Annotated in this window: 17 protein-coding genes and 2 pseudogenes; 12 read left to right on the top strand and 7 right to left on the bottom strand. The window is 47.5% G+C overall.

Features of this window, described 5'->3' with window-relative positions; translation table 11 throughout:
* The first annotated feature begins 5 nt into the window (after positions 1–5).
* On the top strand, positions 6–563 hold the full coding sequence (hxlB, locus tag AC0WRU_RS23760) for a 6-phospho-3-hexuloisomerase (RefSeq protein ID WP_476126562.1): 558 nt from the start codon (positions 6–8) through the stop codon (positions 561–563).
* Positions 564–627: 64 nt separating this feature from the next.
* A pseudogene (locus AC0WRU_RS23765) lies at positions 628–822 on the top strand (D-mannonate oxidoreductase); the annotation flags it as partial.
* A gap of 88 nt (positions 823–910) precedes the next feature.
* On the opposite strand, the gene AC0WRU_RS23770 reads toward AC0WRU_RS23765, so the two are convergent.
* Positions 911–1,252, bottom strand: a complete 342-nt coding sequence (locus tag AC0WRU_RS23770) for a cupin domain-containing protein (protein WP_025683884.1) — start codon at positions 1,250–1,252, stop codon at positions 911–913.
* A gap of 256 nt (positions 1,253–1,508) precedes the next feature.
* Between AC0WRU_RS23770 and AC0WRU_RS23775 the strand changes: the two genes are divergently transcribed.
* The 4 genes from AC0WRU_RS23775 to AC0WRU_RS23790 are packed head-to-tail and all read left to right on the top strand — an operon-like array spanning position 1,509 to position 4,914.
* Positions 1,509–2,744 carry an FprA family A-type flavoprotein gene (locus AC0WRU_RS23775; protein WP_476126563.1) on the top strand — a complete coding sequence of 412 codons (1,236 nt, stop codon included), beginning with the start codon at positions 1,509–1,511 and terminating at the stop codon, positions 2,742–2,744.
* Positions 2,745–2,780: 36 nt separating this feature from the next.
* On the top strand, positions 2,781–3,974 hold the full coding sequence (locus tag AC0WRU_RS23780; protein WP_476126564.1) for an NAD(P)/FAD-dependent oxidoreductase: 1,194 nt from the start codon (positions 2,781–2,783) through the stop codon (positions 3,972–3,974).
* Between the two features lie 2 nt (positions 3,975–3,976).
* Positions 3,977–4,138, top strand: coding sequence for a rubredoxin (rd, locus tag AC0WRU_RS23785; RefSeq protein WP_476126565.1), 162 nt, complete (start codon positions 3,977–3,979; stop codon positions 4,136–4,138).
* Positions 4,139–4,194: 56 nt separating this feature from the next.
* Positions 4,195–4,914 (top strand): Crp/Fnr family transcriptional regulator, encoded by a 720-nt coding sequence (locus tag AC0WRU_RS23790; protein ID WP_476126566.1) that lies wholly within the window; start codon positions 4,195–4,197, stop codon positions 4,912–4,914.
* Between the two features lie 487 nt (positions 4,915–5,401).
* Here AC0WRU_RS23790 and AC0WRU_RS23795 read toward each other — a convergent pair whose 3' ends face one another.
* Both AC0WRU_RS23795 and AC0WRU_RS23800 read right to left on the bottom strand, forming a co-directional pair.
* Positions 5,402–6,808, bottom strand: a complete 1,407-nt coding sequence (locus tag AC0WRU_RS23795; protein WP_476126567.1) for an alanine/glycine:cation symporter family protein — start codon at positions 6,806–6,808, stop codon at positions 5,402–5,404.
* A 173-nt stretch (positions 6,809–6,981) separates the two neighbouring features.
* A complete protein-coding gene (locus tag AC0WRU_RS23800; protein WP_476126568.1) occupies positions 6,982–7,350 on the bottom strand; it encodes a TetR-like C-terminal domain-containing protein in 369 nt (122 codons plus the stop codon).
* Between the two features lie 143 nt (positions 7,351–7,493).
* Here AC0WRU_RS23800 and AC0WRU_RS23805 point away from each other — a divergent pair, with 143 nt between their 5' ends.
* Both AC0WRU_RS23805 and AC0WRU_RS23810 read left to right on the top strand, forming a co-directional pair.
* Complete coding sequence (locus AC0WRU_RS23805) at positions 7,494–8,234, top strand: ABC transporter ATP-binding protein (protein WP_476126569.1); 741 nt, start codon at positions 7,494–7,496, stop codon at positions 8,232–8,234.
* Positions 8,231–8,995 (top strand): ABC transporter permease, encoded by a 765-nt coding sequence (locus tag AC0WRU_RS23810; RefSeq protein ID WP_025683875.1) that lies wholly within the window; start codon positions 8,231–8,233, stop codon positions 8,993–8,995. The genes AC0WRU_RS23805 and AC0WRU_RS23810 overlap by 4 nt, the downstream gene beginning before the upstream one ends.
* A 648-nt stretch (positions 8,996–9,643) precedes the next feature.
* Here the strand turns inward: AC0WRU_RS23810 and AC0WRU_RS23815 are convergent.
* Positions 9,644–9,901 carry a SunI/YnzG family protein gene (locus tag AC0WRU_RS23815; protein WP_025683874.1) on the bottom strand — a complete coding sequence of 86 codons (258 nt, stop codon included), beginning with the start codon at positions 9,899–9,901 and terminating at the stop codon, positions 9,644–9,646.
* 53 nt (positions 9,902–9,954) lie between these two features.
* Positions 9,955–10,449, bottom strand: coding sequence for a hypothetical protein (locus AC0WRU_RS23820; protein WP_476126570.1), 495 nt, complete (start codon positions 10,447–10,449; stop codon positions 9,955–9,957).
* Positions 10,450–10,725: 276 nt separating this feature from the next.
* On the opposite strand from AC0WRU_RS23820, the gene AC0WRU_RS23825 reads away from it, so the two are divergent.
* Entirely contained in the window at positions 10,726–11,907 is a 1,182-nt protein-coding gene (locus tag AC0WRU_RS23825) for a serine hydrolase domain-containing protein (RefSeq protein WP_476126571.1), read from the top strand.
* On the opposite strand, the gene AC0WRU_RS23830 is transcribed toward AC0WRU_RS23825, so the two are convergent.
* Together AC0WRU_RS23830 and AC0WRU_RS23835 are read right to left on the bottom strand one after the other, a co-directional pair.
* Positions 11,893–12,336 carry an Lrp/AsnC family transcriptional regulator gene (locus tag AC0WRU_RS23830; protein WP_134911967.1) on the bottom strand — a complete coding sequence of 148 codons (444 nt, stop codon included), beginning with the start codon at positions 12,334–12,336 and terminating at the stop codon, positions 11,893–11,895. The genes AC0WRU_RS23825 and AC0WRU_RS23830 overlap by 15 nt on opposite strands.
* Positions 12,337–12,825: 489 nt before the next feature.
* Positions 12,826–13,767 carry a helix-turn-helix domain-containing protein gene (locus AC0WRU_RS23835; protein WP_476126572.1) on the bottom strand — a complete coding sequence of 314 codons (942 nt, stop codon included), beginning with the start codon at positions 13,765–13,767 and terminating at the stop codon, positions 12,826–12,828.
* 181 nt (positions 13,768–13,948) lie between these two features.
* On the opposite strand from AC0WRU_RS23835, the gene AC0WRU_RS23840 reads away from it, so the two are divergent.
* The 3 genes and pseudogenes from AC0WRU_RS23840 to AC0WRU_RS23850 form a co-directional block, all read left to right on the top strand.
* Complete coding sequence (locus AC0WRU_RS23840) at positions 13,949–16,144, top strand: glycoside hydrolase family 52 protein (protein ID WP_476126573.1); 2,196 nt, start codon at positions 13,949–13,951, stop codon at positions 16,142–16,144.
* Positions 16,145–16,196: 52 nt separating this feature from the next.
* Complete coding sequence (locus AC0WRU_RS23845) at positions 16,197–16,796, top strand: alpha-glucuronidase family glycosyl hydrolase (RefSeq protein ID WP_476128705.1); 600 nt, start codon at positions 16,197–16,199, stop codon at positions 16,794–16,796.
* Positions 16,711–17,004: pseudogene (locus tag AC0WRU_RS23850) on the top strand (alpha-glucuronidase); the annotation flags it as partial. The gene AC0WRU_RS23845 and the pseudogene AC0WRU_RS23850, both read left to right, overlap by 86 nt.
* Between the last annotated feature and the right edge of the window lie 190 nt (positions 17,005–17,194).

The following is a 17,194-nucleotide window of genomic DNA, read 5'->3' on the forward strand; positions in this document are numbered from 1 at the left end:
TTCCAATGGAAACCTCTCAATATTTATCCGAGGTGCTCAAGGAGCTGCAATGGGTTCCACAGCTCATCAGTGATGTAAAATCGGAACAACTGATCCAGTCCATTGAATCCGCGAATAAAGTGTTCGTGGCAGGTGCAGGGCGTTCAGGTTTCATGATCCGTTCGCTGGCGATGCGGCTGATGCATATGAGTGTTCAGGCTTACGTGGTCGGGGAAACAGTAACTCCCGGCTTGAGCGAAGGCGACTTGCTGATTATCGGTTCAGGCTCTGGTGAAACCAAAAGTCTGACCTCGATGGCAGAAAAGGCGAAGAAGCTCGGTGCTTCTCTGGCGCTTCTGACCACTTCCCCCGGATCGACCATCGGCAAGCTGGCTGATATTATCGTCAAGCTTCCGGGCGCCCCCAAGGACCCGTCCAACAAGGATTACCAAACCATTCAGCCTATGGGCTCACTATTTGAGCAAACCTTACTGTTGTATGGCGATGCGTTGGTACTCAGAACGATGGAGCTACGCAGACTGACCTCTGAATCTATGTTTGGTCAACATGCTAATCTGGAGTAGAGCTGCCAGACTTTTACGGTAACAAGGCAGGCCGTCTTTTACATGTCACATGGACATGCGAAGACTACCTGCCCATGAGGACGGCTCTCTCACTGAACGCGCGGACAAAATCATTGCCCATACTCCTATGCTTCGCTTCGGCGTACCAGACGATCTGCTTGGCACTCTGCTATGGCTCGTGGATGAACAAACATCCGGCTTTGTCACAGGGACAGTGATCCCGGTAGACGGTGGGTTTATGGCGTATTCCGGGGTGTGACCCCCCACTAAAGAAAGCCGCTTGGCTTAATGCCCAAGCGGCTTTTTTATATGTGGAGTTCTTTTCCTCTTCTTCTGATTTTTATAATTTATATATTTTGCGCATAGCTTTCACTTGGCGTTTTGGTCAACACCACATGCAGGCTGGAATTCGCCTCCGCACCACCGCGATAGGAAAAGCGCTCATCTCCGGTAATATGGATCATATCCCCTTGGACAACTTCCGTTTCTTCACCATTCACAGTTACAGTACCGTTACCTTCAAGAACAAGCAAATATACATTTGCTCCTGGATGATTATGTGTTGGCAGTTCGGCATTAGGAGTAAAGTTGAGAATAAAAATTACATTGTCGGCTTCCTTATGCACAATTCGTTTAGTAAAGGCAGCTTCTTTATATTCCTGAAATTGAATGAGGTTTGATTTTTTCATGTAGATTCACTCTCCTGTTTGAAATTGGATTTGTCTATGATGGATTGGATACCTGACATGCTCTCAGGCTTCAATCTATACGGTCTTATTGTATTTGATTATTACGCCGGCCTTGTGATTGCAATCACAAATATAAATTTAAGTCATAAATATTTTGAAATATTCAAAAATTTGATTTCAATCCTCTTTTTCATGGCCACATCCAACTAGAATCGAATGGTGTCAGACAAACAAAAACAAGCAGGAGGTTGTTCCTATGAAGCCCGGATTTCAACTGGCAAAGGATATTTATTGGGTAGGAAAAATTGATAATCGTGAGGTTCCCTTTCATCGTCTTCTACTATCTAAGGGTACAACCTATAATGCATATCTATTGAAAACTGGAAAACCAACCATTGTGGATACCGTGGATATGGCGTTCGGTAGAGAATTTGCCGAAGCTGTAACCGAATTGATCGATCCATTGGATATTCAATATATCATCGTCAATCACACGGAACCAGATCACTCAGGCGGATTGGCGGCACTTGCCTCCAAGGCAACGAACGCTACGATTGTCTGCACTGAGATTGCCGTTCCGGAAATTCAACAAATGTACAAGCTTCAGCATCGCAATTTCCTCGTAATCAAGGACGGGGACCAACTGGATATTGGAGGCAAGACGCTGCTGTTCAAGGAAACGCCTTACCTCCATACAGAAGAAACCATGATTACGTACTGCATAGAAGATAAAATCTTGTTCCCTTGCGATATTTTCAGTACACATGTGGCTGTAGAGCATCTATTTGCCGATGAGGCTGGTTTTGATATCACCGAGGACTTTATCGGATACTACCAGGCTATTATTCATCCACATCGCAGATATGTGCGTACATTAATCGAAGCTGTTGCTGATCTGGATATTGAGATGATTGCACCTTCTCACGGCTTCGCGATCCGGCATGATATTGCCAAGTTTATCGATTTGTACGCATCCATGAGTACCGAAACCAAGGATGATAAAAAAGTAGCAATTGTCTATGCCACCCTAAAAAATAATACTAAAAAAATGGCAAACATCCTGAAAGACTGCTTTTTGGATAACCAAATCAAGGTGGAGCTATGGGACGTGGATAAAGCCGATGAAACGGAAATATTGAATAGTATTGCCTCAGCGGATGCTGTTTTCGTCGGTAGCTCTACCAAATATGCCGACATGACGGGCAAATTGGAAGACCTATTGCAACAAATGCAAAAGATGAATCTGGAAGGCAAGCTGGCTGCTGCCTTTGGTTCCTACGGCTGGAGCGGGGAAGCCATTGAAGTCGTACAGGATTACTTGAACGGTACCAATATGAAGGTCCAGAGTACTTCAGATGTAATCAAATCAACGGGTATGACCCATGTGGAATTCCCGGTACGTATTCGTTTCTCTCCTACAGAAGTTGAAAAAGTGAAAAAAATTAAAAATGCCGCTGAATTTGTCTCAGATCTACTGCTTAGTGTTATTTAAAACACAGTAGCGTATAGCGAATAGGAGAGATACTGAATGGGTAACCAACATTACGTTATTATCGGAGGCAGTGTCGCCGCTGTCAACGCGGCAAAAGCGATTAGAGATCATGATGAGCTGGCCGAAATTTCTATTTACGGGGAGGAAGCATCCTTTCCGTATAACAGAGTCAAACTTTCCAAGGGACTATTCACTGATTTGCACAGCGACAAAATCCTAATCAAAAAGGAAAAATGGTTTGCCAATCAACGAATTCATGTTTATTCCGGCATCAAGGTCACCGCGATACATGCAGAGGATTGCACCATTGAAACGGCAAATGGGCAGACCGTTGCTTATGACAAGCTGCTGCTGTGTACAGGAGCCCACAACCGTGAGCTTTTGCTGGACGGAGCTTCACTAAGGAACGTTCACAATATCCGTTTTCGACAAGATGCAGATAGCCTTAAAGCGGAATTGCGACAGGAAGACCGGATATGTATCATCGGCGGCGGTATTCAAGGCGTGGAAACCGCCTGGTCCTTCCAGCAAGCAGGGTATGCTGTAACCATACTGGAAGCTTCGCATCGGCTTATGCCCCGCCAGCTAGATGAGAAGGCCTCCGCTATTTTGACCGATCTTATGACCGAACGGGGTACTCAGGTATACCTTGGGCAAGGCGTACAGCGTATTACAGGCACAGATCGCGTAGAAGGTGTAGAACTAGAGGATGGCTCTGTAATTCCCTGCGAGCATGTCGTGTATTCTATCGGAATTGTACCTAATACGGAGCTTGCTCGCCAAATTGGCCTTGATATTAGACAAGGCATTCTGGTGAATGCGCAGATGGAGACCAGCTCCGCCAATATCTATGCGGCAGGTGATGCAGCCGAATTTCAGAGTAAAGTAGATGGGTTATGGGAAAGCGCAATGGAGCAGGGAAAAATAGCAGGCGCTAATATGGCGGGCGCATCCGTCAGCTATCAGCGTACCCTCCCTGTAACCCTTTCGAACTGCTACGAATCCCCTCTCTTTTCCATCGGTCTAGTAGATGAACAAGTCTGCGACACCAGCCTGATTAATAAAAATCGAGCTTCCTATACACGTATGTTCATACAAAATGGCTCTATCTGCGGCGTGATTGGCTTTGGAGATGCTCTCGCTTCACTTTCATATAAAACAGCCATCATCCAAGGACTCAAACCGGACGCGCCAGAGCTCACAAAAATTTTTGATGACAAGGAGAACTAAAGATGAAAAAATATGTATGTCAACCCTGTGGATACATTTATGATCCTGCTATGGGTGACCCCGATGAAGACGTTATGCCCGGTACAGCGTTTGAAGACCTTCCGGAAGACTGGGTTTGTCCAGTCTGCGGTGAGGATCAAAGTCATTTTGCCCCAATAGAATGATGCAGAATAACAACCATGCGCTATAACCTGTAGTTTCCGGCTTATGAATGGAGTGAATGAATGTGAATGAGTTGTCCTGCCCCTGCCAGTGCGAAAAGGAGCCCTGTGCCCGCAAAGTGCCTATCTTTTCCTCTTTGTCCTGCGAAGATTTGTGTAAGGTCAGTTCCATGATCCGACACCGAAAATATCAGAAAGGCGAGGCCTTGATTGTGGAGGAACAGGCTTCCGATACGCTGTACATTATTAAAAGCGGGCATGTCAAGCTTCTGAAGATGACGCCTCAGGGCAAAGAACAAATTCTGCACATTCTGACAACTGGCGATTTTTTTGGCGAGTTGAATATATTTAACAGTGACGAGCTGAGTAATTTTAGTGCCTATGCCTTAAAAAATACGGATATTTGTATGCTCACCAAGGATGATATGGAGCAATTGATCCGCAACAATCCCGATATCTCTTTGAAGCTGCTCAAAACCATTACTAAACGCTTGGCACATACCGAAAAGCTGGCTCAAAGCCTGGCTACCAAGAACCCGGAAATCCGTATTGCCTATATGATTCTTGAACTTGGGCATAAATACGGCAAGCCGGACGGCTCCTACATTAAAATAAATCTCCCCCTTTCACGCGAAGAAATGGCTAATTATGTTGGTGTCACACGCGAAACCATCAGTCGCAAATTCGCAAAATTTGAACAGCTGGGGATTATTCATATTAAGGGTACACGAGAGATTACCATCTGCGATGTACAGAAACTGAACGAATATATAGATTGAGGCACAACAATCCAATGTTGTTCTAGCATGAAGAGCAATAAAAAAACCGCTTCTTTGGCTTAATGGTTTATGGCTGGTTTACCTGCCACTTCCATTTCGCCAAAGGGCGGTTTTTTACCAAGGTCACACATAAAATAACTCCATAACGAAACCACACTAAGATTGTATTCAATCAACCCTTATTTAGACTTTTTGTAATCCTATATGAACACAATGATCAATGATACCCAATAAGCTTTGCTGATATTTCAGGGTTAGTGCTTCCATAGTACGACGGGTAAACAACCGCTGATTAAATCGCAAAGAGTAATGAAATATTCCATTTACGATAAAGGCATTCATTTGTCCTATCCGATATATCGGGGTCTACTGTTAATCGTTATGGTGTTTTGTTTTCTAGCGAATATCTTAAGCTTCTCCGTAGTTGTCACCTTATGGTTCAAGACGCAATCAGATCGGTGCGCCGAGTTTGCGATCAGGTGTTGTCTTAAAGCTTGGCTTCCCGCTCCCAGCACTCCACTTGCTCCAGCCCCGGAATGCTATCTTTATAGAAAACAGGGTCCTGACCCGCCTTTTTCTGCTGTGAATAATCCTTTAAAGCTGCGAAAGCCACTCGGGATAAAAGAGCAATGGCAATCAGGTTGACGACAACCATCATACCCATAAATAAATCAGCCAAATCCCACACCAGTTGCACTTTAGCCACCGCTCCGAAAATCACCATGCCAATTACAGCAGCGCGATACAGCCATACCCAGATTTTCTTGGATTTCATAAACTCGATGTTCGTTTCACCGTAATAGTAGTTACCGATCAATGTGCTGAAAGCGAACAGGAATACCATGATGGCAAGAAAACCGGACGCCCACGGGCCGATGTGCACACTAAGAGCCGCCTGGGTCAGCTCAATACCACTAAGTCCCGGCTTCGTATATGCACCGGATAACAAAATAATCATTGCCGTGCTCGTACAAATAATAAGCGTATCTGTCAGCACCCCGAATGCCTGAATCAAGCCTTGCTTGACCGGATGGCTGGTGTCTGCGGTAGCAGCCGCATTCGGTGCGCTCCCCATTCCTGCTTCATTGGAAAATAAACCACGCTTGATGCCATGCATCAAAGCTGCCCCGATGGAGCCTCCTGCAACCTGCTCGAAACCGAATGCACTACGTACAATCAGGGACAACACCTGCGGCAATTGCTGAATATTAATGATCACAATAAACAGCGCAATTCCGATATACAGCACCGCCAGTACGATGACGATATATTCGGACATTTTGGCAATCCGCTTGATCCCCCCAAAAATGATGACCGCAAACACAGCCGCCATCAGCAGACCCACGACCAGCCGACTCGTGCCGAAGGCATTTTCAAAAGCCAGCGTAATCGTATTGGACTGCACCGCGTTAAAGACCAGACCAAAGCTCAGTGTAATCAGTATCGCAAAAACGATACCCATCCACCGCTTTTTCAATCCGATCTCCATGTAATACGCCGGCCCGCCACGGAATCCGTCTTTGTCCTTCACTTTATATACCTGTGCTAATGTACTTTCGACGAAGCTCGAGGCCGAGCCGATGATCGCAATGATCCACATCCAGAACACCGCACCCGGACCGCCCAGCGCAATGGCAAGAGCAATCCCTGTAATGTTACCCGTACCCACGCGCGCCGCCATGCTGATACAAAATGCTTGAAAAGGCGAAATGCTGTCTCGGGAGCCGCGTTTTGATTCTTTGAGGACCCGGAACATGTCTCCGATCATTCGTACTTGCAGACCCTTAGTGCGGAACGTAAAAAATAGTCCCAACGCGATCAGCATGACAATCAACAACTTGGACCAGAAAAAGTCGTTAATCACACCGATCACATCCTGTAAAACCTGTTGCATCCACAATCCCCCTAATATCCTTTGAATCATTTCCTCTGTAAAACCGGTTCCACATCCGGCTGTTAAGCAGTATTTTTCGAGTATATCAATTTTTTGCCGCACAGAACAGATAATTATACATTTTACTGAATAGAAACCATTACCAGGAAAGGAAACCGTGTTCGTTTCTCATGTTATCCCCGTTTCTGCTGCACATGCAGCCCTGCCAAAAAAGTATTCATCATGACTTCAATACTCCGATCCACTTCCACGGGTAAACCAAAACCGCCATTTTGTTCGAGCGAGGCAAAACCGTGAAGCAGACTGCGGAATCCCCTCGCCGCATGAACACAATCCTCTTCCTTAAATCCGTAGCCGCTGGACAGAACAGAAATAACAAGCCCCGCTACGCGATCCGCAGCACGCCTCATTTCGGGATCATTTCGATCTGTTGCATACGGCATCGCTTCATACAAACCGGGTCGCTCGCGGGCATATCGCATATAGGCTTTCCCCATAGCGGTCATTGCATCGTCACCCGCTCTGCCAACCGCCGCGCTCATCGAAGCTTCCTCCAACTGTCGCAGGCTGTGCAGAGCCAGCACTTTGCAAGCATATCAGCTTTTACTGATATAATGAACGAAACAAGATCATAGAGCGGGTCTGACCACTTTTTCGATCCCATGCAAAGGAGATAGCTATATCTATGGAGTCCAAGTCACTTCCAGCCATTGAATTTAAAGACGTCACCAAATATTTTACCGGGTCTGAACGGCAACGTGCTGTCCTGAATGGAATTACGGCAAAAGTCTCTCCCGGCAAAATAACCACGCTGGTCGGCCCGTCCGGGTCTGGTAAAAGCACGCTGCTTTCACTGTGTAATCTTCTACTGACGCCGGATGAAGGGGAAATCAGCGTATTCGGCAAGCCCCTTTCCGAATGGGAAATCCCTGAGCTGAGACGAAAGGTCGCACTGGTTTTTCAGGATGCCCCCATGCTGCAAGGAACCGTTCTGTACAATCTCCAGACTGTAGAACGATTGCACGGTACGGTACTGCATGATCCATCCGGCCTGTTAGAGCGTGTAGGGCTTACCCGCGATCTACTGGAGCAAAAGGCGCAAGAGCTATCCGGAGGTCAAAGACAGCGCTTGGCCTTGGCGCGAACGCTCGCGAACCGCCCGGATATTTTACTGCTGGATGAGATTACTTCTGCACTGGACCCGGCCTCGGTCAAAGAGGTAGAGGAACTGTTGCTTCAAATGAATAAAGAAGAGGGAACGACGATGATCTGGATTACGCATCATATGGAACAAGCACGCAGAGTAGGCCATGAAACATGGCTGATGATCGACGGAAAGCTCGTGGAGCAAGCGGATACCGAGACTTTTTTCCATGCACCACAGCACAATGAAACCCGCAAGTTTATAGCAGGAGAATGGGTATGACGATTGTCGCCCTGATTCTGTCCCTCGGTTTTGTGTTCATCGCCATCGTCATGTCCAAATCCTTCAAGCTCGGTCTGGATCGGGACATCATTATCGCCACGATCAGAGCATCGGTTCAGTTGCTGGCCATCGGATATGTGCTGCATTTGATTTTCGGGATGCAGAGCTACGGATTTATCGTATTATTCATTCTGCTCATGATCACTGTAGCCTCTCAAAATGTTGCGCGCAAAGGACGATTTATCCCCGGCCTCATGTGGAAGTCGTTCCTGACGCTGCTGTGTGTGGAAATCGTTACACAGGCATTTCTGATTGGCCTGCACATCATTCCGGCGACAGCCCGATATATGATTACGATTAGCGGCATGATCATTGGTAGCTCCATGATTTTGTCCAGCCTGCTGGTGTCCCGGCTCAAGTCGGAAGTGCTGCTGCGCAAGCCTGAAATTATGCTCATTCTGGCACTGGGCGGCACGCCGAGACAAGCTATTTTCCCGATACTCAAGGATTGCATACGCTCCAGTATGATTCCAACCATTGAGGGACAGAAAACGCTGGGGCTGGTCCAGCTTCCCGGCATGATGACCGGGCAGATCATCGCAGGTGCCAATCCGATTGCCGCTGTCCGATTGCAGTTGCTGATCGTATTTACCACCATGACCTCTGCAATTTTGACCAGCGTACTGCTCAGCCTGTTTATTTATCCAGCATTATTTACCCGCCAGCAGCAGCTGCGCACAGAAGCATGGGAGCGCGGATAAAGGCGAAGGCTAATAGATACTCGAACACGCTTTACTAAAATTCGATGAGGAGTGATTGAACATGGCTAACAACAACCAAAATGACAAACTGAGTCACGAAGAAGCAGGGCGTTTAGGTAGCGAGGCCCGTGTCCGTCAGCGTAGAGATAACTGACGATAAGGAATATATCGTTCGTGTAATTTAGCGTATATATAGTGAAGTTTATTTTACAAAAGCCTATCTGCCTGAATATCGGCAGATAGGCTTTTGTGTAAAAGAATACTGTAATAACCAGATCATCATGGTTATTAACTTGCGTTGTATTATTTTTCACGACTACAGCAACTAAAATTTATGTTAACTGTAAATATTTGTTTTTAGGTATAGTGCAAATGAAACCATTTCGTTTTTGGCTAGTCCTAATCTCATGTCTAGTTATTACTGTAAATATTACGGGGTACGACGACTATAATATACTATTAGCTATCATTAGCCCGTTAGTTTGGATGTATGAATCATTCCAATTTGTGCGAAAAGCAGACATCCCCATAGCAGTCGTTTACTTTACTACACTAGTTTTCTGGCTTTTTATTGGATACGTTTTGGATTGTTTGGTTAAGCAATTAAAACTCGCTAAAAATAAATGTTGTATTTTTATGGACAGCTAATTAAAGGTAGGACTGTATTTTTTCAAGAATATTCTGACCATTTGTAGTAAACAAAATATATGTCTTTGAATTTGTTTTAATTACAACTCTATCCGTTGTAGCATAAGGGGTACCAATTCTTATTGCACTTTTCTCTTGTCCTGCATAAGTATTATCAAACAAAACATCCTCAATATCCCCAAGAGATACTTCTATCCTAGATAACTGCCAAGTAATAACTAAGTTATTACTTTCCTTTTTTATACCGATTCCCAACATGCCGTTTCCTCCTAAATTTTTTCGCCAAAGTCTGTACCGTCACCATCATATCTCTAACCATTGAAATTATCTTCTACCTTATCAGGCTCGTACTCGACTGTTTTATAGTCAGGTGATGAAGGAATCATATTGACCACAACATTCCTCATTTGTAGCTTGTACTTTCCTTCTTCAAAAGCAAGAATATGCTTGATGGGAGGTAACTCCATATCCTCATACTTCGTTATCGACGAAACAACAATTTTGGAAGGGTCAGCATCATCCACAGACACGATACGATAATCAATCGGTGTTCCCTGGGCTTTTAGAAAATTAAGCCGTGCCCGCTCTGTTTTAAAACGATAATCATCAGACAGTGAAAGCATCTTATCGTAATCGCGACTCATAGAAGCGTTCATATATTCTGAAAATATCGAGACAGCGGCCTCTTTGGGCTTATCGGGAAGTTTATAAGGTTTCTTATCCCCTCCAAAACCTGTAGCAATTACAGTCAAAATCCCTCCTAAGACAACCAAGCAAGCCAATTTCTTACGTAGTGCAATCTTCAATAAACAAAACCTCCTTTGTTGTAAATTTTACCATCTATTTTCAGCGTATCACAAGGGCGGCGTGTATCTCAGCTTAAAAAGCTATTGTAAAACGCAGAGCATAACTTCTTGTGAAACCCCATTCATTTAAATCCAAGGCCATCCTTTTAAAATAATTTTATTTTAACGTGAATACTCAATGAATACCTTTGTTACCTTATGTAATGTCGTCTTGCCGTCCTGTAAACTAAGTCCATCAAGCGATAACCGCTGGATCATAGAGAGGATGAGATATTCATGGGTATGGAAAATAGAGTTTTTGCGATACAAGATGGTCTAGACGGACGTGTGAATGCAGTCATAGATCAAACCCTTGCCGAGAAGCGCCTGGTCGGCGCAGTCGTTATGATATATATCGATGGTTCACCCGTGTATGTGCGAGCGGCTGGGCTGGCTGATCGAGAAGAACATCGTCCTATGCGCGAGGATGCCTTATTTCGGCTCTCTTCTGTATCCAAGCCGATTGTATCTACAGCGGCCTTGGTTTTGGCTGCCCAAGGGTTGATTGGACTCGATGAACCTATCGAACGGTGGTTGCCGGATTTTCGGCCCCGACTGATCAGCGGCGAGCAGCCACCCATTACGGTACGCCAATTGCTCACACATACTGCCGGGTTGACCTATGGCTTTTTGGAGGAAGAAGGGGGCGGCCCTTATCATCGTGCGGGCGTTTCGGATGGCATGGATTTTTCAAATCTTACGCTTGACGAAAACTTGCACCGTCTGGCTTCCGCACCTCTGCTATATACACCGGGTAAGGCGTGGGGCTATTCGATAGCGACCGATGTGCTTGGTGCAATCATTAGCCGCGTATGCGGCACAACCCTTGAGCAGGCTGTTAAAAAGCTCGTTACAGACCCCCTCGGTATGCAAGACACTAGCTTCACGGTTGCTGATCCCGAACGGCTTGCCGCCGCTTATGTCAACGATACTCTGGAACCCCGCCGGATGCGTGATCTTGAGGTTGCGCAGGTTTTTGAAGGCACAGCGGGGCTTCGTTTTCAGCCTGCACGAGCCTTTGATCCCACAGCCTTCCACTCTGGCGGCTCCGGTATGATCGGGAGCGCAAAAGAATTCATGGGGCTACTGGAAACCCTACGAAACGGCGGCAATCCGTTATTGCCAGAGGAATGGGTCCGTGAAATGGGCACCATCCAGACCGGGAACCTCCCCTTGGCAGGCTGGCCGGGACGGGGCTTCGGACTGGGATTCACCGTACTCCAAAATCCCGACGAAGGCGAAACAGCAGAATCCCCTGGAACGTGGCGTCTCGGAGGAGCTTACGGTCATTCGTGGTTCGTTGATCCTGCGCAAAGACTCAGCGTTGTCGCCTTTACCAATACGGCGTTCGAAGGCATGTCAGGTCCGTTTACAACCGAGCTTTGCCAAGCCATTTACGGCAGCTCAAATAGGGTCTAATAAAGCGGGAGTTACATGTTTATGCTCTACAGGCGAGGACAGGACGATTAACGTGGTAGAGTGACCGTGCTTTCCGCACTCATCCCCGAATTGCTCCAGCTTCAGCATGGATTCGGCCATAACCTTAAGTAGATAATTTTGCTCGCCGCTAATTCGATGGCACTCAATGACTTCAGGCGCAGATTGACAGAACTCAACAAATGAGTTGCATTGATTCGTGTGCACAAGCACATGAGCCATGATCGGCTTTCCGACTTTCTCATGTGAAACCATGGCACGATATCCAGTGATAATGCCTTTATCCTCCATGCGCCTTACTCTTTCCGTGACAGCGGGCTGGGAAAGTCCAACCTCCTTGCCCAGCTCGGTCATAGAGATGCGTGCCTGGTTTTGTAGACATAACAAAATTTTATGATCCACTTGGTCCATAGGTAATCCACTCCTTAAATACAAGGCTATATTGCATATATGCTTTATTTTTTATCATCTATTCAGACAATGACTTTGAATTATATCCAACAATCGAATATTACCATGTAAAACTATGACGGTAAAGAGAACTGCTTTAGAGAAGGACTTGATACCCTATAGCCAAAGAAAACCGGCTAACACGATGCATACGTGTTAGACCGGTTTTTGTTTAGAAAATAGGTTTCCTACCTGTTGATTGCGTGTGGCTTGGATTAGATCAGCGTATAGCCGCCTTCCGGGAACAGCACGCTTCCGATGGTGAACTTGTTCGTCAACAGATACAGCACGGTATGCACGATTTCCTCGTTATAACCCACCCGATGGAGCAAGGTTACTTCCTTGTATTCCTCAAAAGCTTGCGCCCGCTGTTCGCCCTCGGGGCCGTCATATTATTCTCAGTTCCTTTAAAGGGATTATATTGTAACTATTTCATGATCACACATACTTTTATTCGGATGGGCTTTCCTGCACAGTGCTTTTACGGTAGGATGTCGGCGACTGACCGGACCAGCGCTTGAACTGCCTGCTAAAATGCGCAATGTTTCCGTAGCCGAGCATATCGGTAATTTGCTGCACCGTCCATTGCGGATCTGCCAACAGCAGCTTGGCTTCGTGCAGGACAAGACCAGACAGATACACACGGGGAGATACACCAAAAACACTACGAAATACACGATTACAATGGGACACGCTAATACCCAACTCGGATGAAATACCCTCAATCCCATCATGCTTTTCCACAGAGTCGATTTGTCCAAAATGCTGATTCACCCTGCCTTGAAGTCGGCTGGCAATCTGATGGGCAAGCTCAGCCTGCACGTATCCGCGCCCCGGCAGATGCGCCGCTTCGCTAGATACCGCCTCCCATAACGTAGCGAACAGCTCAAACACGGCAGATTGAATCCGCATACGCTTGGCCACCGAATCCCCTGCTTGTTCTGCATTGGGTGTGGAAAGTTCGAGCAGCTTATCCAGCGCGGGTCCTATCTGCCTCGCCACCGCACCTTCGGCTGGAAACAATACCTGCTCCAGTCGGCTCAGTAACGAGAGGAACAGCTTGTCATCAATGTCGAAATGCATGCAAAAATACGTAAAGCCCTCCCCGCTGCTGTGGCTGGAGTGAACAATTCCCGGTCTCAGCAGCACCAGATCACCTTGTCGTTGTGTATAGCTGCGCCCATCCACCACCATCACCTGCTCTCCTGCAAGCACGATATTAATTTCATATTGAGGATGCGTATGTGGCGGGTAGCTCCATTCCCTTCCGACTCTTCGCGTATGGATGGCAAACAGATTGACCGTCGTTCGCACATCGGGAAAAAAGAATTCCTCTCCAGTAGCCGTAAGGTCTGTAGGCTCTGGGCAGTTCGGTAAATGTGGTGACGACATGCTTCCCCTCCTGACGTTGATGGTTTTACTCCAGTATATCGTTTTTAGCGCGATTTGGATAAATGATGGAGCGATTTGACAATGGTTCCCTGAATCTTAGCATGCTAGGCTCTATATAAGGATGCTGCAAAACACTTTTGTATCTGAAAGTCACTCTTTATATTGAAAGGGGTTTCATTATATGCCGAAAAATATATTTTATAACACGCAACACTCACCTGTCGGTGCCTTTTCCAGCTTTACGCTCGGGTTTAAGGGTAATCGAGGTGGACTCGGCTTGGAGCTAGGCAAGCCCGCGGATGAAAATGTATATATCGGGCTGCAATCCAGAGACGGCGAGGTCTATGAGGCGCTCCCCTTTTTTGCAGCCGCACAGGACGAAAGCGCCCGATACGATGTGGAGAAAAAGGATAAACGAACGGAGCCACAGCTTGTTCCCTTTGCCGATCAAGACATTACCCGTGAGCTAAAAGCTGGCACAGATACATGGAGCGCCGGAGATTTGACGTTCCGGCTGTATTCTCCTGTCCGTCCGGTGCCAGAACCGGGGAAAGCGGATGTAGATGAGCTGCGGGCTGCGCTGGTTCCGGCGATATTTGCCGAGCTTACGGTCGATAACACGCAGGGAACGGCTGCGCGGAAAGCTTTTTTCGGCTATCAGGGCAGTGATCCGTACAGCGGTATGCGCATTGTAGGCGAGGACCCGCGCGGGGAAGCTGTGGGGTTGAATGTTGGAACGTTGGGAAAAATCACGGGCATCGGGCAAGGGCGCAGCACTGCAATTGTGACTAACAGCAGTGAAGCGGTACCTGCCTGCGGATTTACACTGGAGAAGCTGCTCGGGGAGTCGATTGCCGAGAACTTATCCTTTGGTCTAGGTGGGACGGCTGCGCTCCTGATGGACGTTCCCGCAGGCGAGAAGCGCACGTATGCCTTTGCGGTCTGTTTTTACCGGGGCGGCATCGTCACTACAGGTATCGACACAGCGTATTACTACACCCGGCTGTTCACGGATATTGAAGACGTGGCAGGTTATGCTTTGGAGCATTTTACAGCCCTGAAGGCATCCTGTATCCAGGCGAATCACTGGATTGAGTCGGCAGACTTGAGCAAGGATCAGGAATTTATGCTCTCACAGGCGGTCCACAGCTACTACGGCAGTACCCAATTACTCAGTCAGCAAGCGGATGGAGAACCCATCTGGATCGTCAATGAAGGCGAATATCGGATGATGAATACGCTGGATTTAACGGCAGATCAGCTTTACTTTGAGTTGATTTTGAACCCGTGGACGGTACGCAACGAACTGGAGTGGTTTGTAAAACGGTACAGCTACCGCGATGAGGTACGATTCCCGACAGAGGAACAGACCTATCCGGGCGGCATCACGTTTACGCATGATATGGGCGTAGCCAATGTATTTTCCCGTCCGGGGTACTCCGCGTATGAGCTGGCAGGGATTGACGACTGCTTCTCCTACATGAGCCACGAGGAGCTGGTGAACTGGCTATGCTGCGCCACGGTATATATCCAACAGACACAGGATCGGGCGTTTACGACACGTATGCTGCCCGTTTTGCGTGAATGCTTCGCCAGCATGTTACAACGGGATCACCCTGATCCGTCGCGCCGAAACGGCTTAATGGGCTTGGACAGCACCAGAACTCAGGGGGGCGCGGAAATCACAACCTACGATAGTCTGGACGTTTCCTTGGGGCAGTCCCGCAACAACATCTATTTGGGCAGCAAATGCTGGGCGGTATATATTGCGCTGGAGAAGCTTTTTGCCTCGGAAGGACTCGATACCCTTTCACGGGAAGCTGGCTCCCAGGCGGACAAATGCGCAGCAGCGATCACGGCACAGATGACAGATAAGGGCTATATTCCTGCTGTCATTCAGGAGGGCAATGATTCACAGATTATCCCTGCCATCGAGGGGCTGATCTTCCCCTACTTTACAGGATGTGAGAAGGCACTTAAGCTCGATGGGCGATTTGGCGGGTATATGCAAGCGTTGCGACGTCATTTGGAAACCGTACTGGTACCAGGTGTCTGCCTGTTCGATAACGGGGGTTGGAAGCTGTCCTCCACCAGTAACAACTCCTGGCTGAGTAAAATCTACCTGTCGCAGTTCATTGCCCGAGAGCTGCTGGAGCTGCCTTGGGAGGAAGCTGGGCAGGCTGCGGATGCTGCCCACGTCTCTTGGCTCCTTCACCCCGAGGAATCCTATTGGTGCTGGAGTGACCAAATGCTCTCCGGTATTGCCCACGGTAGTAAATACTACCCGCGCGGAGTCACCGCTATTTTGTGGCTATATGAAGGCAAGGGCAATCGCCTGACCTTACCGCAGCATATGGGGCAGCAGCAGCATGCCTGAGACGGACCTTCATCTGCACAAAAGAGGATCGAATATGAGCAAGCGTATGGATATGCCAAAAGAGAGCGGCTATGACGCTTGGTTGCATTATCGCCGCAGCAGTCATGCAGAGAATCGGCCTGCATGGTGCAATGTTATCGTGGTCACCGGAGAGGATGAAGTGCTCCAAACCGCTGCAAATGAGCTTCAATGCGGATTTACCTCCATGTTCGGACAGCAGCCGAAGATCAGCGTCGTTCCTGTGAATGCTCCATTCATTGCGCTGGGTACGTTCCAAAAGCATTCATGGGTCGCAGAACGATTTAGCGCAGAGGAACAGGCAGAAGTGAGCGCAGAAGGCTACCGAATTCGCGGGATAGAGATGCCAGATCCGGCATATTCAGCTTCGCACGGTAACGATGATATCAAAGGACAGTACGTTACAGTCGCCGGGCAGACCCCCAAAGGCGTATTGTACGGAGTCTTTCATCTACTGCGCTGGCTACAAGGAAGACTGGATGGCGAACTACTGCTACAAGCCACCAGCAAATCATCCGAATCATCGGATGTTCCGTTACTGGATGTATTGTCCAATCCGGCTAATATTTTTTCACCATGTTCCTTATACGCACACGCTCCACTCCGGCCGAACGGTCATACAGCATATTTATGATACCCACTTTGAAGGTGCGGAACGTGCGGCCGACCTTAGAGACGCATGGATTAGTTTGCGGGATCATCTGGATGAGGCGATCTATGCACAGGTGCTAGAGCGTCTGGAGCATCAAACTGAGCACGCTCAGGAGTGGCGGGATCGGATTAACACCTACTTTTACCGTAAAAGCGGTATTTCCGACCAGCAAAATCGCCATATTTATTAAACTAGCCCTCCGTGTAACACTGCATATATGCATAAATGAGGCTCCCAAGCTCTCAAATTCACCTACTTCTGTATGGAATGTCACCTCCAGCCTATTTTGCACAACACTAAAAGGCATACGTCTGATTTTTAGACCTATGCTTTTTTTGACTTAAACACGTTTGGAATCATATACAGGAGCATTCTTTTGT

It is taken from the genome of Paenibacillus sp. 1-8 (genome assembly GCF_056316205.1).

What these genes read in the sequence shown, in the direction of transcription:
- AC0WRU_RS23770 (WP_025683884.1), bottom strand. Translation starts at nt 1,252, where the DNA reads ATGAAAAAATCAAACCTCATTCAATTTCAGGAATATAAAGAAGCTGCC.
- AC0WRU_RS23795 (WP_476126567.1), bottom strand. Translation starts at nt 6,808, where the DNA reads ATGCAACAGGTTTTACAGGATGTGATCGGTGTGATTAACGACTTTTTC.
- AC0WRU_RS23805 (WP_476126569.1), top strand. Translation starts at nt 7,494, where the DNA reads ATGGAGTCCAAGTCACTTCCAGCCATTGAATTTAAAGACGTCACCAAA.
- AC0WRU_RS23790 (WP_476126566.1), top strand. Translation starts at nt 4,195, where the DNA reads ATGAATGTGAATGAGTTGTCCTGCCCCTGCCAGTGCGAAAAGGAGCCC.
- hxlB (WP_476126562.1), top strand. Translation starts at nt 6, where the DNA reads ATGGAAACCTCTCAATATTTATCCGAGGTGCTCAAGGAGCTGCAATGG.
- AC0WRU_RS23825 (WP_476126571.1), top strand. Translation starts at nt 10,726, where the DNA reads ATGGGTATGGAAAATAGAGTTTTTGCGATACAAGATGGTCTAGACGGA.
- AC0WRU_RS23835 (WP_476126572.1), bottom strand. Translation starts at nt 13,767, where the DNA reads ATGTCGTCACCACATTTACCGAACTGCCCAGAGCCTACAGACCTTACG.
- AC0WRU_RS23845 (WP_476128705.1), top strand. Translation starts at nt 16,197, where the DNA reads ATGCCAAAAGAGAGCGGCTATGACGCTTGGTTGCATTATCGCCGCAGC.
- AC0WRU_RS23840 (WP_476126573.1), top strand. Translation starts at nt 13,949, where the DNA reads ATGCCGAAAAATATATTTTATAACACGCAACACTCACCTGTCGGTGCC.
- AC0WRU_RS23775 (WP_476126563.1), top strand. Translation starts at nt 1,509, where the DNA reads ATGAAGCCCGGATTTCAACTGGCAAAGGATATTTATTGGGTAGGAAAA.
- AC0WRU_RS23830 (WP_134911967.1), bottom strand. Translation starts at nt 12,336, where the DNA reads ATGGACCAAGTGGATCATAAAATTTTGTTATGTCTACAAAACCAGGCA.
- AC0WRU_RS23815 (WP_025683874.1), bottom strand. Translation starts at nt 9,901, where the DNA reads ATGTTGGGAATCGGTATAAAAAAGGAAAGTAATAACTTAGTTATTACT.
- rd (WP_476126565.1), top strand. Translation starts at nt 3,977, where the DNA reads ATGAAAAAATATGTATGTCAACCCTGTGGATACATTTATGATCCTGCT.
- AC0WRU_RS23780 (WP_476126564.1), top strand. Translation starts at nt 2,781, where the DNA reads ATGGGTAACCAACATTACGTTATTATCGGAGGCAGTGTCGCCGCTGTC.
- AC0WRU_RS23810 (WP_025683875.1), top strand. Translation starts at nt 8,231, where the DNA reads ATGACGATTGTCGCCCTGATTCTGTCCCTCGGTTTTGTGTTCATCGCC.
- AC0WRU_RS23800 (WP_476126568.1), bottom strand. Translation starts at nt 7,350, where the DNA reads ATGAGCGCGGCGGTTGGCAGAGCGGGTGACGATGCAATGACCGCTATG.